The 15,456-nt window shown below is 64.7% G+C and carries 13 protein-coding genes; 2 read left to right on the top strand and 11 right to left on the bottom strand.

The window, feature by feature from the left end:
* Positions 1–84: 84 nt before the first annotated feature.
* Together pstS and ppk1 are read right to left on the bottom strand one after the other, a co-directional pair.
* Positions 85–1,128, bottom strand: coding sequence for a phosphate ABC transporter substrate-binding protein PstS (pstS, locus tag WBG56_RS10615; RefSeq protein WP_424268058.1), 1,044 nt, complete (start codon positions 1,126–1,128; stop codon positions 85–87).
* Between the two features lie 91 nt (positions 1,129–1,219).
* Positions 1,220–3,289, bottom strand: a complete 2,070-nt coding sequence (gene ppk1 / locus WBG56_RS10610) for a polyphosphate kinase 1 (RefSeq protein WP_424268056.1) — start codon at positions 3,287–3,289, stop codon at positions 1,220–1,222.
* 67 nt (positions 3,290–3,356) lie between these two features.
* Between ppk1 and WBG56_RS10605 the strand changes: the two genes are divergently transcribed.
* Positions 3,357–4,850 carry an exopolyphosphatase gene (locus WBG56_RS10605; RefSeq protein WP_424268054.1) on the top strand — a complete coding sequence of 498 codons (1,494 nt, stop codon included), beginning with the start codon at positions 3,357–3,359 and terminating at the stop codon, positions 4,848–4,850.
* A 57-nt stretch (positions 4,851–4,907) separates the two neighbouring features.
* Here the strand turns inward: WBG56_RS10605 and WBG56_RS10600 are convergent, their stop codons facing one another.
* From WBG56_RS10600 to WBG56_RS10580, 5 genes are all read right to left on the bottom strand, one after another.
* Complete coding sequence (locus WBG56_RS10600; protein ID WP_424268052.1) at positions 4,908–5,693, bottom strand: GNAT family N-acetyltransferase; 786 nt, start codon at positions 5,691–5,693, stop codon at positions 4,908–4,910.
* Between the two features lie 73 nt (positions 5,694–5,766).
* Complete coding sequence (gene glmM, locus WBG56_RS10595; protein WP_424268050.1) at positions 5,767–7,107, bottom strand: phosphoglucosamine mutase; 1,341 nt, start codon at positions 7,105–7,107, stop codon at positions 5,767–5,769.
* Positions 7,104–7,958 (bottom strand): dihydropteroate synthase, encoded by an 855-nt coding sequence (gene folP / locus WBG56_RS10590; protein WP_424268048.1) that lies wholly within the window; start codon positions 7,956–7,958, stop codon positions 7,104–7,106. Before folP ends, glmM begins: the two co-directional genes overlap by 4 nt.
* Positions 7,959–7,979: 21 nt before the next feature.
* Positions 7,980–9,890 carry an ATP-dependent zinc metalloprotease FtsH gene (ftsH, locus tag WBG56_RS10585; protein ID WP_424268046.1) on the bottom strand — a complete coding sequence of 637 codons (1,911 nt, stop codon included), beginning with the start codon at positions 9,888–9,890 and terminating at the stop codon, positions 7,980–7,982.
* A gap of 130 nt (positions 9,891–10,020) precedes the next feature.
* Positions 10,021–10,674: an RlmE family RNA methyltransferase gene (locus tag WBG56_RS10580; protein ID WP_424268044.1), complete on the bottom strand. Its 654-nt coding sequence runs from the start codon at positions 10,672–10,674 to the stop codon at positions 10,021–10,023.
* A 17-nt stretch (positions 10,675–10,691) separates the two neighbouring features.
* Between WBG56_RS10580 and WBG56_RS10575 the strand changes: the two genes are divergently transcribed.
* Positions 10,692–11,312: a YhbY family RNA-binding protein gene (locus WBG56_RS10575; RefSeq protein WP_424268042.1), complete on the top strand. Its 621-nt coding sequence runs from the start codon at positions 10,692–10,694 to the stop codon at positions 11,310–11,312.
* A gap of 95 nt (positions 11,313–11,407) precedes the next feature.
* Here the strand turns inward: WBG56_RS10575 and greA are convergent, their stop codons facing one another.
* The 4 genes from greA to WBG56_RS10555 all read right to left on the bottom strand — a co-directional run bounded on the left by greA (position 11,408) and on the right by WBG56_RS10555 (position 15,455).
* Positions 11,408–11,884: a transcription elongation factor GreA gene (gene greA, locus WBG56_RS10570; RefSeq protein WP_424268040.1), complete on the bottom strand. Its 477-nt coding sequence runs from the start codon at positions 11,882–11,884 to the stop codon at positions 11,408–11,410.
* Positions 11,885–12,211: 327 nt separating this feature from the next.
* Positions 12,212–13,366 carry an ABC transporter substrate-binding protein gene (locus WBG56_RS10565; RefSeq protein ID WP_424268218.1) on the bottom strand — a complete coding sequence of 385 codons (1,155 nt, stop codon included), beginning with the start codon at positions 13,364–13,366 and terminating at the stop codon, positions 12,212–12,214.
* Between the two features lie 50 nt (positions 13,367–13,416).
* Positions 13,417–14,589 carry a 4-hydroxybenzoate 3-monooxygenase gene (pobA, locus tag WBG56_RS10560; RefSeq protein ID WP_424268038.1) on the bottom strand — a complete coding sequence of 391 codons (1,173 nt, stop codon included), beginning with the start codon at positions 14,587–14,589 and terminating at the stop codon, positions 13,417–13,419.
* A gap of 29 nt (positions 14,590–14,618) precedes the next feature.
* The gene (locus tag WBG56_RS10555; protein WP_424268036.1) at positions 14,619–15,455 is read right to left on the bottom strand and encodes a class III extradiol dioxygenase family protein; all 837 of its coding nucleotides are present in this window, start codon (positions 15,453–15,455) and stop codon (positions 14,619–14,621) included.
* Position 15,456 lies beyond the last annotated feature (1 nt).

Raw genomic sequence — 15,456 nt, 5'->3', positions numbered from 1 at the left:
CAGACTGCCCGTTCGCGGGAAGCCCCGGCGCCCGCCCGAATCCCTTGAGAGCCGGTTTGGCGTGCCGGGGCGATCAGCGCCGGATCAGGGCCAGACAGCGGACCCGTCCTCGCCATGGATCTGCTGCGTCCAGAGGCTGCGGATCTGCTGAGTCACCGCATCCGGCAGGGGCACATAGTCCAGCTCGCGCGCCATGTCGGCGCCATCACGCCAGGCCCAGTCGAAGAAGGCCAGGACTTCCTTCGCCTTCTTGGGATCGGCCTGCTTGCCGTGGACCAGGATGAAGGTCGCCGCGGTCACGGGCCAGGAATCCGCGCCCGGCTCGTTGTTCAGCACCAGCCCCATGCCGGGGGCGGAAGACCAGTCGGCGTGAGCGGCCGCGGCGGCAAAGGCCTGCTGGGACGGCTGCACGAACTTGCCTTCGCGGTTCTGCAGCTGGGCCCAGGCCAGGCCGTTCTGGTGGGCGTAGGCATACTCGACGTAGCCGATGGAGTTGGCCAGCTGGCGCACGTAGGCGGCGACGCCTTCATTGCCCTTGCCGCCCTGCCCCGTGGGCCATTTGACGGCCTTGCCCTGCCCGACCTGTTCTTTCCAGGCGGGAGACACCTGGGACAGGTAGTTGGTCCAGCCGAACGTCGTGCCCGACCCGTCGGAACGGTGCACGACGACGATGCCCTTGGCCGGCAGCGTCACGCCCGGATTCAGGTCGGCAATCGCCGGATCGTTCCATTTCTTGACCTTGCCCAGGAAGATGTCGGCCAGCACCGGGCCGGTCAGCTTCAGCTGGCCCGCCTTGATGCCCTGGACATTGATGACCGGGACCGTCCCGCCGACCACGGCCGGGAACTGGACCAGGCCGTTTTCCTGCAGGGCTTCGGGCTTCATCGGATCATCCGAAGCGCCGAAATCCACGGTCTTGGCGATGATCTGCTGCTGGCCGCCGCCCGAACCGATCGACTGATAATTGATGCGGTTGCCGGTGACTTCCTGGTATTTGGCCGCCCATTTGGCGTAGATCGGATAGGGAAAGGAAGCGCCCGCCCCGGTGAGGTCGGCGGCGAACGCGGGCGCGCCAGCAGCCGCCATCAGCGTCAGGCCGGCAGCGCACGTCAGAATTCGTTTAAGCATGTCAAAAACCCTTTGTGGTTTGCAGTGATGACAACTTTCAAGCTGTCAGGCCGCATGTTAGAGGGCCCACGTGACAGTTTGATGACAACGGCTATCCCAACCTGGCCGTCAGGTGCTGGTGCAGGTTGACGGGGGCTCGACGGTTGCGCACGCGCAGATAGCGGCCGTCCGGCTGAGCGGCCCAGGCCAGCTGGTTGTCGCGCCAGGCAAAGGTGAAGGCCTCGTCGATCACGCGGCGGCGCAAGGTCTTGTCCAGCACCGGGAACGCCAGTTCCACGCGCCGCAGGAAATTCCGGTCCATCCAGTCGGCCGAGGACAGGTACAGAGGTTCCGCGCCATCCTGGTAGAAATAGAAGACCCGGGAGTGCTCCAGAAAGCGGCCGATGATGGAGCGCACCCGGATATGTTCGGACAAGCCTGGCACGCCGGCCTGCAAGGCGCAGGCGCCGCGCACGATCAGATCGATGCGCACCCCGGCCTGACTGGCCTCGTAGAGCGCCTGGATGACGGTGGGTTCCAGCAGGGAATTCATCTTGGCGCGAATGCGGGCGCGCTTGCCGGCCCGGGCGAACTCGGTTTCCGAGCGGATCAGGTTCAGCACGGTTTCATGCAGGGTGAAGGGCGATTGCAGCAGCAGCTTCAATTCGCGCCGCGCGCCCAGCCCCGTCAGCAGCGAAAAGACCTGATCCATGTCCTCACAAATGGGCTGATGGGCCGTCAACAGGCCGAAATCGGTGTAGAGCTTTGCCGTGCGAGGGTGGTAGTTGCCCGTGCCCAGGTGGCCGTAGCGGCGGATGCGCCCGTCTTCCCGGCGCAGGACCAGGGCCATCTTGGCGTGAGTCTTGTGACCCACCACCCCGTAGCTGACGTGGGCGCCGACTTCTTCCAGACGCGCCGCCCAGTTGATGTTGGTCTGCTCGTCGAAGCGCGCCATCAATTCGACCACGACGGTGACTTCCTTGCCGGCGCGGGCGGCGGACAGCAGCAAGCCCATGAGCTCGGAGTCTTCACCCGTGCGATAGATGGTCTGTTTGATCGCCACCACCTGCGGGTCGGCCGCGGCCGCCCGCAAGAACATCAGCACCGGCTGAAAGGACTGATAGGGATGATGCAGCAGGTGATCGCGCGCCGCAATGGCGGCAAACAGGGCTTCGGGGCGTTCCAGATCCCCATCGAAGGGGGGCGGGACCCGGGGACGGAATACGGGATATTCCAGATCGGGGCGCCCGACCCGGTTGCACAACTGCATCAACCTGGACAGATTGACCGGCCCATTGACGCGATAGGTATCCGCGGCCCCCAGATCGAATTCCCGCTGCAGGAAGAGTTCCAGGTCCGGCGGCATGGCGTGCGCGATTTCCAGCCGCACGGAGGCCCCGAAATTACGCTGCGACAGCTCGCCCTGCAAGGCCTGGCGCAGATTGGTGATTTCTTCCTCGTCCACGAACAGATCGCTGTTGCGCGTCACCCGCCACTGGTAGCAGCCCTGGACGTCCATGCCGGGAAACAGGTCGCCCACGAAGGCATTGATCAGGGTGGTCAGCAGCATGAAACCATCGGGAATGCCGGAAATCTCGGGCGGCACTTTGATCATGCGCGGCAGCGCCCGGGGCGCCTGCACGATGGCGATGTGGCCTTCGCGCCCGAAGGCATCCTCGCCGGAGAGCGACACCACGAAATTCAGGCTTTTGTTGTAGACCCGGGGAAAGGGATGGGCCGGGTCCAGGCCGATCGGCGTCAACAGCGGCATGACTTCGCGCAGGAACACCCCATAGGCCCATTCGCGCTGCAGATCGGTCCAGCCGGTGGAATAGATCAGCCCGACCCCGCATTCCATCAATTTCGGCATGACCTCGCCCGTCAGCAGGCGATTCTGCCGATCCACCAGGGCATGGGCGGCCCGCTGCACGCGGTCGAAGGCCTCGCCCGGGCTCATGCCGTCGACCCCCAGCAGTTCCGGCGTCTGGCGCTGCTGTTCTTTCAGGCTGGCCATGCGGATTTCAAAGAATTCATCCAGATTGGACCCGACAATGCACAGGTAACGCAGCCGTTCAAGCGGCGGCACGTCCAGGCGTTCGGCCATGGACAATACCCGTTCGTTGAACTTCAGCACTGAAAGTTCGCGATTCAGCAAAGGTGGCGATACGTCAACGCCGTGCATGGAGGTCCTCAATCCTGTCATGTTCCGGCCACTATAATCGCACAGTGTGACATTCTCAGGTATCCCCATGGACGACCGGCTGGCCTCGATTGACCTCGGCTCGAACACATTCCGGCTTTCCATCGGGCGCATCGTGCGCCATGGCGACGCCGTCCAGATCTACACGGAAGACAAGCTGCGCGAGCTGGTCGCCCTGGCCAATGGGCTGGACGAATACCAGCGCATCGACGCGGCGACCGTCGCCCAGGCGATCGCCGCCCTGCGGCGTTTCGGCGAGCGGCTGAAAGGCTTTCCCCCGGCCAACGTGCGGGCCGTGGCCACCAATACCTTCCGGGTGGCCCGCAACGCCGCCGACATCCTGCCGGAAGCCGAGCGGGCCCTGGGCTTTCCCATCGAAATCATTTCCGGCCAGGAGGAAGCCCGCCTGATCTACCTGGGCGTCATCCAGGACCTGCCGCCGACGAACGACCGCCGCCTGGTCATCGACATCGGCGGGGGATCCACGGAATTCATCATCGGCCAGGGCAAACAACCGCTGCAGCTGGCTTCGCTGCAGCTGGGCTGCACGACCTGGACGCGCCGTTTCTTTCCCAATGGCCTGATCACCAGGGCGCGGATGCATCGGGCCATCCTGGCCGCCCGCAGCACCCTAGAATCCATCACCCACCGCTACCGCCGCATCGGCTGGCAGGACGCCTATGGTTCGTCGGGCACCGCCAAAGGGCTGCTGGCCGTCCTCGTGGAAAACGGTCTCAGCGAACGGGATATCACCCTGGACGGCATGGACCGTCTGGCCACCGCGCTGATCAAGGCCGGGCAAGTGCACCTGCAGGACTGGGCCGGCCTGAAGGCCGAACGCGCGCCGGTGCTGGCGGGCGGCCTGTCCATCATGATGGCGGCCTTTCAGGAACTGGGCATCACGCACATGAGCGCGGGCGATGGCGCCCTGCGCATCGGCGTGCTGCACGACCTGCTGGGCCGGGACTCTCATCACGACCAGCGCGACGAAACCGTGCGCCAGATCAGCAGCCGCTACCAGCTGGACACGGCCCAGGCCGACCGGGTCCGGCAGACCACCCTGGCGCTGTTCGACCAACTGGGCCTGGACGACCGCGAACTGCCGATGGCGGAACTGCGCAAGGCGCTGGGCTGGACCGCTCAACTGCACGAAATCGGCCTGGTGATCGCCCGCAACGACTATCACAAGCACGGCGCCTACATCCTGGAACACGCCGACATGCCGGGGTTTTCACACGACGACCAGGAATTGCTGGCTTTTCTGGCCCTGGGCCATCAAGGCAAACTGGCCAAGGTCCGCCCCTACGCGCCCAGCCGTGAACAATGGCTGGCCCTGTGCTGCCTGCGTCTGGCCGTCCTGCTGCTGCGCCGCCGGGAAGCCCGCGACACGCTGCCCATCAAGCTGGTCGCTCAAGCCCAGCACATCACCTTATCGACGCCCGCGGGCTGGCTGGCCGCCCATCCGCTCAGTGGCTTTCTCTTGAAAGGGGAAACCGAGGTCTGGCGCAAGGCGGGGTTCGTGCTGGACGTCGCGGAACACTGAAGACGCGCCGGAGCACCGGCCGACAGACCCTCTGCAGCGCCAGGCGCCGGGGGCGGTTCACACCATGCCGAAATGCCGGCGATAGCGGGCGTCCAGCCATTCCAGATCCAGCAGGATGGGGAAATCGGCGGTATGGAAATCCGGATCCCAGGCCGGCGCCCCGCAGATGGTCGCGCCCAGCTTCAGATAGCCCTTGATCAAGGGCGGCACCCGCGCCGGCAGCGTGCTGTCGAGGCGGTCCACCGGATAGGGATGCAGGGCCTGGATGCGCGGCACCTCGGGGCGGCGGTCCATCAGCGCCTGAGCCCGACGCCAGACCTCGGACGCGGTGGCCCCGCCATCGCGCAGGCTGACGCTGGCGCAGCCCAGCATGTAGCGGTAGCCGCCCTGCATCATGACCTGGCTCAGGGCCGACCACAGCAACATGATGGCCGTGCCGTGGCGGAATTCCGCGTCGATGCAGGACCGCCCGACCTCCACCAGCCAGGGGCGCAAAGCCCGCAGCGGTTCCAGGTCGAATTCGGATTCGGAATAATAGCTGCCCGCCCGCGCGGCCGCTTCCGGCGTCAGCAGGCGATAGGTGCCCACGACCCTCCGGGTCCGGATGTCCCGCACCATGAAATGCACGCACCAGGGATCGAAATGGTCCACGTCCCGGTCGCCTTCGGCCTGGGGAAAATGGGCGCCCATGTCTTCGGTGAACACCCGGAAGCGCAAGCGCTGCAGCGCTTCCAGTTCGGACGGCGTGCGGGCGATGCTCAGGGTCAGGCCGCCGGCCTCGACCCCCGGCCAATCTATCTGTTCCATGGGCACCGCTTGCGGCAAGGGATGGCAGGCCAGCATGAAGATCTCCAGGGTTCCGTAAGGTGGAGACGATTGTGCCCGAACAATATGTCACCCATGAGACAGGATGCGATCAGGTCAATTTGACGGCCACGAGCTGACGCACGCCTTCATCGGCAAGCAGGGCATCATCGGCCTCGACCATCAGACGCAGCTTGGGTTCGGTGCCGGAAGCGCGGATCAGCACCCGCCCCCGCTCGCCCAGCGTCTCGCGCACCGCCTGCGAGGCAGCCTGCAAGCCGGCATGCGATTTCCAGTCCAGGCCCGGCGCCAGCGGCACATTGACCATCTTTTGCGCATACATCTTCAAGTCGGCCACCAAGGCCGCCAGCGGCATCTGCGCATGACGCACCGCAGCCAGCACCTGCAAGGCCGCGACGATGCCGTCGCCCGTGGTGTGCTTGTCCAGGCACAAGAGATGGCCGGAACTTTCGCCGCCATACAGCCAGCCATGCTGGCGCAGCAGTTCCAGCACGTAGCGGTCGCCGACCTGGGCGCGTTCGAAGGGAATGCGCAACTCCTTCAAGCGTCGTTCCAGACCGAAATTCGTCATCAGCGTACCGACCACGCCGTCGATGGGATGAGATTTCGCCCGATCCCTGACGATGGCATACAACAGTTCGTCGCCGTTATACAGACGCCCGGCGGCATCCACCATCTGCAAGCGATCGGCATCGCCATCCAGCGCAACGCCGAAATCGGCCCCCTGGGCCGCGACGGCCGCCGCCAGAGTCTCGGGATGAGTGGCCCCGACCTTCTCATTGATGTTGAAACCGTCCGGTTCGCAGCCGATGGCGCTGACATCGGCCCCCAATTCGCGAAAGACGTGGGGCGCGATGTGATAGGCCGCCCCATGGGCGGCATCGACCACGATCTTCAGGCCTTGCAGGTCCAGTTCGTTGGGAAAGGTGCTCTTGCAGAATTCGATGTAACGCCCGGCGGCGTCATTGATGCGCCGCGCCCGCCCCAGTCCGGCGGAATCCGCGCAGCCCACGGGCTGCTCCAGCATGGCCTCGATGGCGGCTTCGGTATCGTCGGGCAGCTTGGTGCCGCCCGAGGAAAAGAACTTGATGCCGTTGTCATAGTGCGGATTGTGCGACGCGCTGATGACGATGCCGGCGGCCAGACGCCAGGCCCGGGTCAGATAGGCCACGGCGGGCGTCGGAATCGGCCCCGCCAGCAACACGTCGACCCCGGCCGCCGAAAGCCCGGCCTCCAGGGCGGATTCCAGCATATAGCCGGAAATCCGCGTGTCCTTTCCGATGACGACGGTCGGGCGACCCGCCGTGACTGCTCCCTGGGCCAACACACGGCCGGCCGCGTAGCCCAGGCGCAGGGCGAATTCCGCATTGATGCGCTCGCCACCCACTACGCCGCGGACCCCGTCGGTCCCAAAATATTTGCGCGCACTCATGCACGGACTCCTTGTTCAACATGCGGCTGTTCCACCGCCGCCCAGACCCGCAGGGCATCCACGGTATCCGCCACATCATGGACCCGCAGAATATGGGCCCCCCGCGCCGCACCCGCCAGCGCCGCCGCGACACTGCCGCCCAGGCGCTGGGCGGCGGGCCGCCCGGTCACGGCGCCGATCATCGACTTGCGCGACACCCCCACCAGACTGGGATAATCGCCCCCCATGACCTGCGGCAAATGACGCAGCAAGGCGTAATTGTGCGCCACCGTCTTGCCAAAGCCAAACCCCGGGTCCAGGACGATGCGCTCGGCGGCGATGCCGGCATCGCGCAGGCGCCGCGCCCCGGCCGCCAGATAGTCGCGGACCTCGGCCACCACGTCGTCATAGACGGGTTCCTGCTGCATGGTGCGGGGCTCGCCGCGCATGTGCATCAAGCACAGGGCGCAACCGGCATCCCGCACCGCATCCACGGCGTCCGGCGCCGCGAATCCGCTGATGTCGTTGATCATGTCCGCCCCCGCCTGCACGGCGCGACGCATCACGTCCGCCTTGCAGGTATCGACCGACAGCGGGACGCCGCCATCGCGCAAGCCCTGGATCACCGGCAGGATGCGGCGCCATTCCTCGTTCGCCGGGACGGCCTGCGCCCCCGGTCGCGTGGATTCCCCGCCGATGTCCAGCAGGTCGGCGCCTTCCCGGATCAGACGCAGGCCATGGGCGATCGCCTGATCCGCCCGGAAGTGGGCATTGCCATCGGAAAAGGAATCGGGCGTGACATTGACGATCCCCATGACCAACGGGCGTTCCAGAGACAGCTGGAAACGCCCGCATTGAAGAGTTGAGAACATATGGATCCGAAAGCGGCCCGATCAGACGGGCGTGGCGGCGGGGCCTTTGTCCGGATTGGCGGCCGCCTGGCCGGCCGACGGCGGCGTATGCGGCGTATTGTCGCCATTGCCCGACGAAGACGAGCGCGGGGGGCGCGGAGGCCGGCCTGCCATGATGTCGTCGATCTGCTCCGCATCGATGGTTTCCCATTCGAGCAGGGCATTGGCCATGGCATGCATCTTGTCCTGATTGGATTCGATCAGGTTGCGGGCCACGCTGTACTGTTCATCGATGATGCTGCGGATTTCCGCATCGACCTTCTGCATGGTGGCTTCGGACACGTGCGTGGTCTTGGTCACGCTGCGTCCGAGGAAGACCTCGCCCTCGTTTTCGGCATAGACGACCGGCCCCAGGGAATCGGTCATGCCGTAGCGCGTGACGATATCGCGGGCGATGGCGGTGGCGCGCTCGAAGTCGTTGGATGCCCCCGTGGTCATCTGGTGCATGAAGACTTCTTCGGCGATGCGCCCGCCAAACAGCACGGCGATGGTGTTCAGCAGGCGGTCCTTATCCATGCTGTAACGGTCGTTTTCCGGCAACTGCATGGTCACGCCCAGGGCGCGGCCGCGCGGAATGATGGTGACCTTGTGCACCGGATCGGTCTTCGGCAGCATGCGGGCCACCAGCGCGTGGCCGGATTCGTGGTAAGCGGTGTTGCGGCGTTCTTCCTCGGGCATGATCAGGGAACGGCGCTCGGCGCCCATGATGATCTTGTCCTTGGCCTTTTCCAGGTCGTTCATGTCGACCGTGCGGCCGTTGCGCCGGGCGGCGAACAGGGCCGCCTCGTTGATCAGGTTGGCCAGATCGGCCCCCGAGAAACCGGGCGTGCCCCGCGCCAGGACATTGGCATCCACGTCCTGGGCGATGGGGACCTTGCGCATGTGGACTTTCAGGATCTGTTCGCGGCCGCGGATGTCGGGCAACGACACCACCACCTGGCGATCGAAACGCCCCGGACGCAGCAAGGCCGGGTCCAGCACATCGGGCCGGTTCGTGGCCGCGACCACCAGCACCCCCTGGCCGGTTTCGAAACCGTCCATCTCGACCAGCAACTGGTTCAGGGTCTGTTCGCGTTCATCGTTGCCCCCGCCCAGGCCGGCGCCGCGCTGGCGGCCCACAGCGTCGATTTCATCGATGAAGATGATGCAGGGGGATTGTTTCTTGGCATTTTCGAACATGTCGCGCACGCGCGCCGCGCCCACGCCCACGAACATTTCGACGAAGTCGGAGCCGGAAATGCTGAAGAAAGGCACTTTGGCTTCGCCCGCGATGGCCTTGGCCAGCAGCGTCTTGCCGGTCCCCGGAGGGCCGACCATCAGCACGCCGCGAGGAATGCGGCCGCCCAGGCGCTGGAACTTGGTCGGATCGCGCAGGAAATCGACCAGTTCCTGGACGTCTTCCTTGGCCTCGTCGCACCCGGCGACGTCGGCAAAAGTGATGTTGTTGTTGTTTTCATCCAGCATGCGGGCGCGGGACTTGCCGAAGCTGAACGCCCCGCCCTTGCCGCCGCCCTGCATCTGGCGCATGAAGAAGACCCACACCCCGATCAGCAGCAGCATCGGGAACCAGGAAATGAACAGGCTGGTCAGGAAGGACGGTTCTTCGCGGGCCTTGCCCGACACCTGCACGCCGTCTTTCACCAGTTCGGGCACCATCCACAGATCGCCCGGCGAAGTCAGGCTGTAGGCACGGCCGGATTCCGGCGTGACGTAGATGGTGTCGCCCTGGATGTCGACCTTGTTGATCCGGCCGGCACGCGCATCGTTCATGAACTGCGTGTAGGTCACGGCGTCGCTGCCGGAGACCGGGCGTCCGTCGAACTGTTTGAACACCGTAAAGAGCACGAGCGCGATCACCAGCCAGACCGCGATCTTGGAAAACGAGTTGTTCAAAGCAAATCTCCTGGGTTTTGCTGATGTCCGCCTGCCAGCGCGGGAATGCGCGATTACAGCAAGCTGACAAATCCGTCAATATTTCATTCTACCTGAATCCACTACCCCGCCACAGCCCGCTCGCGCTGCCTCACGCGCCCGGTTCCCGTAGGGCTTTCAGCCCCTGGCCGACCAGGAAGGTTTCCGAGGATTCACCCCGCGAAGCCTTGGGCTTGCGTTCGACGACCCGCGTGAAATGCTGCTTGAAGGTCTGCACGATCTGGGAAAACCCGCTGCCATGGAAGGCCTTGACGATCAAGGCTCCGTCCGGTTTCAGGTGGCCGCAGGCAAACTCCAGCGCCAATTCGCACACATGCGCGATCCGGGCGGAATCGGCCGAGGCCACACCGGATAAGTTGGGGGCCATATCGGAAATCACAAGATCCACCGCCTGGCCCTGCAGGCAATCGTGCAACTGCTGCAGCACCGCGTCCTCGCGGAAATCGCCCTGGATGAATTCCACGCCGGCAATGGGCTCCATGGGCAGGATATCCAGGGCGATGATGCGCCCGTCGATCACGCCGCCCGCCGCCAGCAGCCGTTCGCGCGCGATCTGCGACCAGCTGCCCGGGGTCGCGCCCAGATCGACCACGACGTCGCCCCGGCGCAGCAGTTTTTCGGTATCCAGGATCTCCGTCAGCTTGAAGGCCGCGCGGGCGCGATAGCCCTTTTGTTGCGCCATTTTGACGTAAGGGTCCTGAATGTGACGCTGCACCCAGGCTTTGGAGAATTTTTTCTTGGCCATTCCCGTACAATTCCAGTATGCCGAAACTTGAACTAAGCTCCCAGCAGCGCCGCGACTTGCGAGCCGCTGCCCACCCTCTGCACCCTGTCGTCCTGATCGGCGACAAAGGCCTGACCGACGCCGTGCTGGGTGAAATCGACCGCAGTCTGACATCCCACGAACTGATCAAAGTCCGTGTGGCGGGCGCCGAACGCCCGGACCGCGAAATCATGCTGGAAACCATCTGCGACGCGCTGTCGTGCGCTGCAGTGCATCATCTAGGCAAAACGCTGATTATCTACCGGCCCGACGTGCTTGCGCAACAGGCGGCGGCTGCGGCGGCCAACATCACCCGCGCGGTGCGTAAGAAATCCGACCCCTACGTGCCCAAGAAACAGGCGGCGCACCCGGGGGCGGACAAGCCCGCCAGCCGCAAGCCGCACAAGGCACGGGACGACCATTCCGGCAAGACCGGTTTCGGACCGGCCGAGACGCGTCCAGGCAACCGCCAGGAAGAACCTCTGGGCCGGCCGTCCACCCGCCGCGCCCGGCCCGCCGGGGGCAGCCGCTCGACGGACTCCGTCCACGGCATCCCGCGCCGCAGCGGCAGCGCCCTGTCGCTGCGCGCCGGCGCCCGGCGCAGCCGCAACCCGCGCTAGCGCAAAGCCCGCCCGGCCTGCACAAAAGCCCAGCCCCGGCATCAGGACAGACCTGATGCCGGGGCTGGGCCTTTTACGGTCCCTGTCGGCCCGCCTTATTGGTAGCTGACGGAACAGACCTCGTATTCGCGCACGCCGGCGGGCGCGCGGACTTCGACCACGTCGCCCTGGCTCTTGCCGATCAAGGCGCGCGCAACCGGGCTGGACACCGAGATCATGTTGGCGCGAATGTCGGCTTCGAGGTCACCCACGATCTGGTAGGTCAGGCGCTCGCCCGATTCCAGGTCTTCAATCTCGACGGTTGCGCCAAAGACGGCCTGGCCTTCGACGTCCAGATCGGCGGGATTGATGATCTGGGCATTGGACAAGGAGCCTTCCAGTTCCTGGATGCGGCCCTCGATGAAGCCCTGACGTTCGCGGGCCGCATCGTATTCGGCATTTTCAGACAAATCGCCCTGCGCGCGCGCCTCGGCGATGGCATTGATGACGTCGGGGCGTTCCACCGTCTTCAGACGTTGCAGTTCGGCTTGTAAACGCTCGGCCCCACGAGCTGTCAAAGGGATCGCAGCCATAATTTCCTGACTCAAAGTAAAAAGACGCCCCATGCGCAGGGGCGCCCGACAACAAGAAAAAGTAAAGACAGGGGTAATCCCCGTCGCCATACCCCGGCAGATTCGAAACGTGATTCCAGCCCGGGATACTGAGCGCGAGTGGCCTACGCGGTGGACTGATCACAGCCGCCGGCGGCGGGATTGAGTTCCCTGCGCGAAGCCGGAAGAAGCAGTAGGCTCACTCGTGAAAAACCCCGGCCGAAACCGGGGTGCTGAGGCTATTGTGGTCAATCTGGCGGGAAAAAGCAAGCCCTACCGCTCCTGAAAGCCAGGGGCTTTCTTCCGGCATTATTTCCCGGGGTCCTTGACGTGCTCCAGTTTGTCGAATTCGACGTTCTGCAGGACCGCGCCCACCCGCTCGACCTTGCGGATGTAGACATCCTGGATAATGTCGCGGGTGTCCGGATCGATCGAGACCGGGCCTCTCGGACTCATCCAGTTCATGCCCTTCACGGCCGCCATGAATGCATCCCCGCCGGCATCGCCGTGAGTCTTGCGCAGCGCCTCGTAGATGACGTGCATGCCGTCATAGCCGCCGACGGTCCAGAAGTTCGGCCTGTGCCCCGGATACGCCTGGGCGTAGCCCTGCACGTAAGCCTTGTTCTCGGGCGAATCGTGGGCCTGGGAATAATGAAAGGATGTGATCATGCCCAGGGCCGCGTCGCCCATCGCGTCGATCACGCCCTCGTCCGTCAGGTCCCCGGTCGTCACCAGGCGGATGCCGGCGGTATCCAGGCCGCGCTCTTTATAGCCTTTCACAAATGCCACGCCCTGTTCGCCCGCCGGCAGCATGACGAAGATCGCATCGGGCTTCGCATCCTTGGCCTTTTGCAGGAAGGGCGCGAAATCGGGCGTATTGACCGGCGTGCGGACCTGGCCGATGATCTTCCCCCCGCCCGCGGTGAAGGTCTTGGTGAATTCCGCCTCGGCATCATGGCCGGGGCCATAGTCGGCAACGATGGTATAGACCGTCTTGATCCCGTTCTTGAGCGACCAGGCCGCAATCGGCGTCGTGACCTGAGGCAGGGTGAACGAGGTCCGGACGATATAGTCCGATTTCGTGGTGATGGACGAGGTGGCCGCATTCATGACCACCATGGGGGTCTTGGCCTCCTGCGCCAGGGGGGCGACGGAAAACGCCGAGGGCGTCATGCCGAAGCCGGCCAGCAGATCGACCTTGTCCCGGACCAGAAGCTCCTGGGCCTGGCGCTTGCTGACCGCGGGCGCGATGCCAGTGTCGTCCTTGATGATCAGCCGGATCTTGCGCCCGGCCACGGTGTCGCCATGCTGCTGCATGTACAGGCGAATGCTGTTTTCCAACTGTTGGCCATGGGCCGCGAAAGGCCCTGTCAACGGCAGGATCACGCCGATCTTCAGATCCTGGGCCTGCGCGTTGGCGGCGGCGGCCAGAACGGCGGCAAAAGCGATTTTCTTCAGCAACATCATGTCTTCCTCCTTTGGCATTGAAACCGGAAACGGTCTGTTTCCAGTGCTTAATCCAGTCCGCAGAAATTTTCCGCAATGGCGATCTGTGCCGCCTCGGAGCCGCGCGTGTACTCGAATTCCGCCAGCTGCATCTGCCGCGCGAACGGGTTGTCCGTCATTTTGTGAGTCAGGTTGGTCATCCACCACGAAAACCGCACAGCCTTCCAGATCCGCGCCAGCGCCCTATCGCAGTACCCATCCAGATCCGCGGTATCGCGGTCCCGATAGTGCCGCAGCAGGCCATCGGCCAGCTCCTTTGCGTCCCCGACGGCCAGGTTCAGGCCTTTGGCCCCCGTCGGAGGCACAATGTGCGCGGCATCCCCGACCAGGAACAGCCGTCCATGCCGCATCGTCGTGCAGACATAGCTGCGCAGGGGCGCGATGCTCATCTCGAGCGCCGGGCCTGTCACCAGCTTCTCAGCCAGGTCCCGGGGCAGGCGGCTGCGGTACAGCGCCCAGAACCGGTCGGCATCCCATTGGCGGATGTCTTCCGTGGATGGAACCTGCACGTAGTAGCGGCTGCGCGTCTTGGACCGCAGACTGCACATCAGAAAACCTTCGGCGTGGTTGATCCAGGCGACTTCCTCGGAGACCGGCGGGACATCGGCCAGTAAAGCCAGCCATCCGAAAGGAAAAGTCAGCGCATATTCCCGCAGCACGTTCTTGGGTATGGACTGGCGCGACACCCCGTGAAAGCCGTCGCACCCCGCGATGAAATCGCAGTCCAGCCGACATTCCCGCCCCTCGTGGCGATAGGTGACGTAGGGGCGCTGGCTCTCGATATCGTGGGGCCGCACATCGCCCGCCTCATAGAGCGTGATGCCGCCGCAGGCCCTGCGCGCATCCATCAGGTCGCGCGTGACGCGCGTCTGCCCATAGACTGTCGCGTGCTTGCCGATCCGGCCGAAATCGATATGGCAGGACTCCTCGTCCCAACGCAGATCAAAGCCGTTCATGCGCAGGCCTTCCCGCTCCGCGCGGTCTCCGACGCCCGCCTCGCGCAAGGCGGCGATCGTGGGCTGTTCCAGCACGCCTGCGCGGACGCGGCCAAGCACATAATCGGCGCTGCGGCTCTCCAGAATGACATGATCGATCCCGTGCTTGTGCAGCAATTGGCCCAGCAGCAGGCCCGAAGGCCCCGCGCCGATGATGGCGACCTGGGTGCGACGTGTTTCTTCCATGAATTGTGTCTCCTATTGGTAATTCCGGATCAGGGCTCTTCGAAGGTGACGAGCCCCATGCCCGTCGTCATGGGGGCGTAGTAGTGCCGATGCACGCGGCGAGCCTGGCCTGAAAGCGCCCCTCGCATCACCAGCCACATGATCAGTTCGATGCCCTCGGCGCCCGCCTGCTCCATCAGTTCCTGGTGCGTCATCCGGGCCAGGCTCTCGGGATCGTGCTCGATCCGGTCCAGGAAATCCTGATCGAATGCCGGATTCATCGCGCCGAAATGCTTGCCCTGCAACTGGTGGGACATGCCGCCGGTGCCCAGGATGACGACCCGCAAGTCGCGCGGATCGGATTCGACCGCCCGGCGGATCGCCTGGCCCAGCCTGAAGCAGCGCCGGGCTGTCGGCAGCGGATGCAGCAGCACGTTCACGGCCAAGGGCACGGCGGCGACCTGCCAGTCCGGAACAGGGTCGAAACACAGGTGCATCGGCACCAGAAAGCCATGCTCCACCGCCATTTCCTGGCACAGGGTCAGGTCGAACTCGTCGTAGACCAGCGACTCGCACAAATGGCGCGAGAACTCGAAGTCGCCTTTGATGGGCGGCAGGGGCCGCACGCCCATGCCCTCGTCGGCAATCGCATACTGATCCGCGCAGCCGACCGCGAACGTGGGATATTTATTGAAGAAGAACTCCGCGCCATGATCGTTGTAGACCATGATGACCACATCGGGCCGCAGCTCCGTCAGCCATTCGCGCACCGGCACGTAGGCGTCGAACAGGGGCTTCCAGTCGGGATCGTTCTGAGCCCCGCGATCATAGGCCCCGCCGATCGAGGGGACGTGAGAAGTGCCGATGCCGGCGATGATTTTCCCCATG

Origin of the sequence: Castellaniella sp. (assembly GCF_049671645.1) — a bacterium.
In the GTDB taxonomy this organism is placed as follows: Bacteria; Pseudomonadota; Gammaproteobacteria; order Burkholderiales; family Burkholderiaceae_B; genus Castellaniella.
This window is presented reverse-complemented; position numbering and strand designations above follow the sequence as displayed.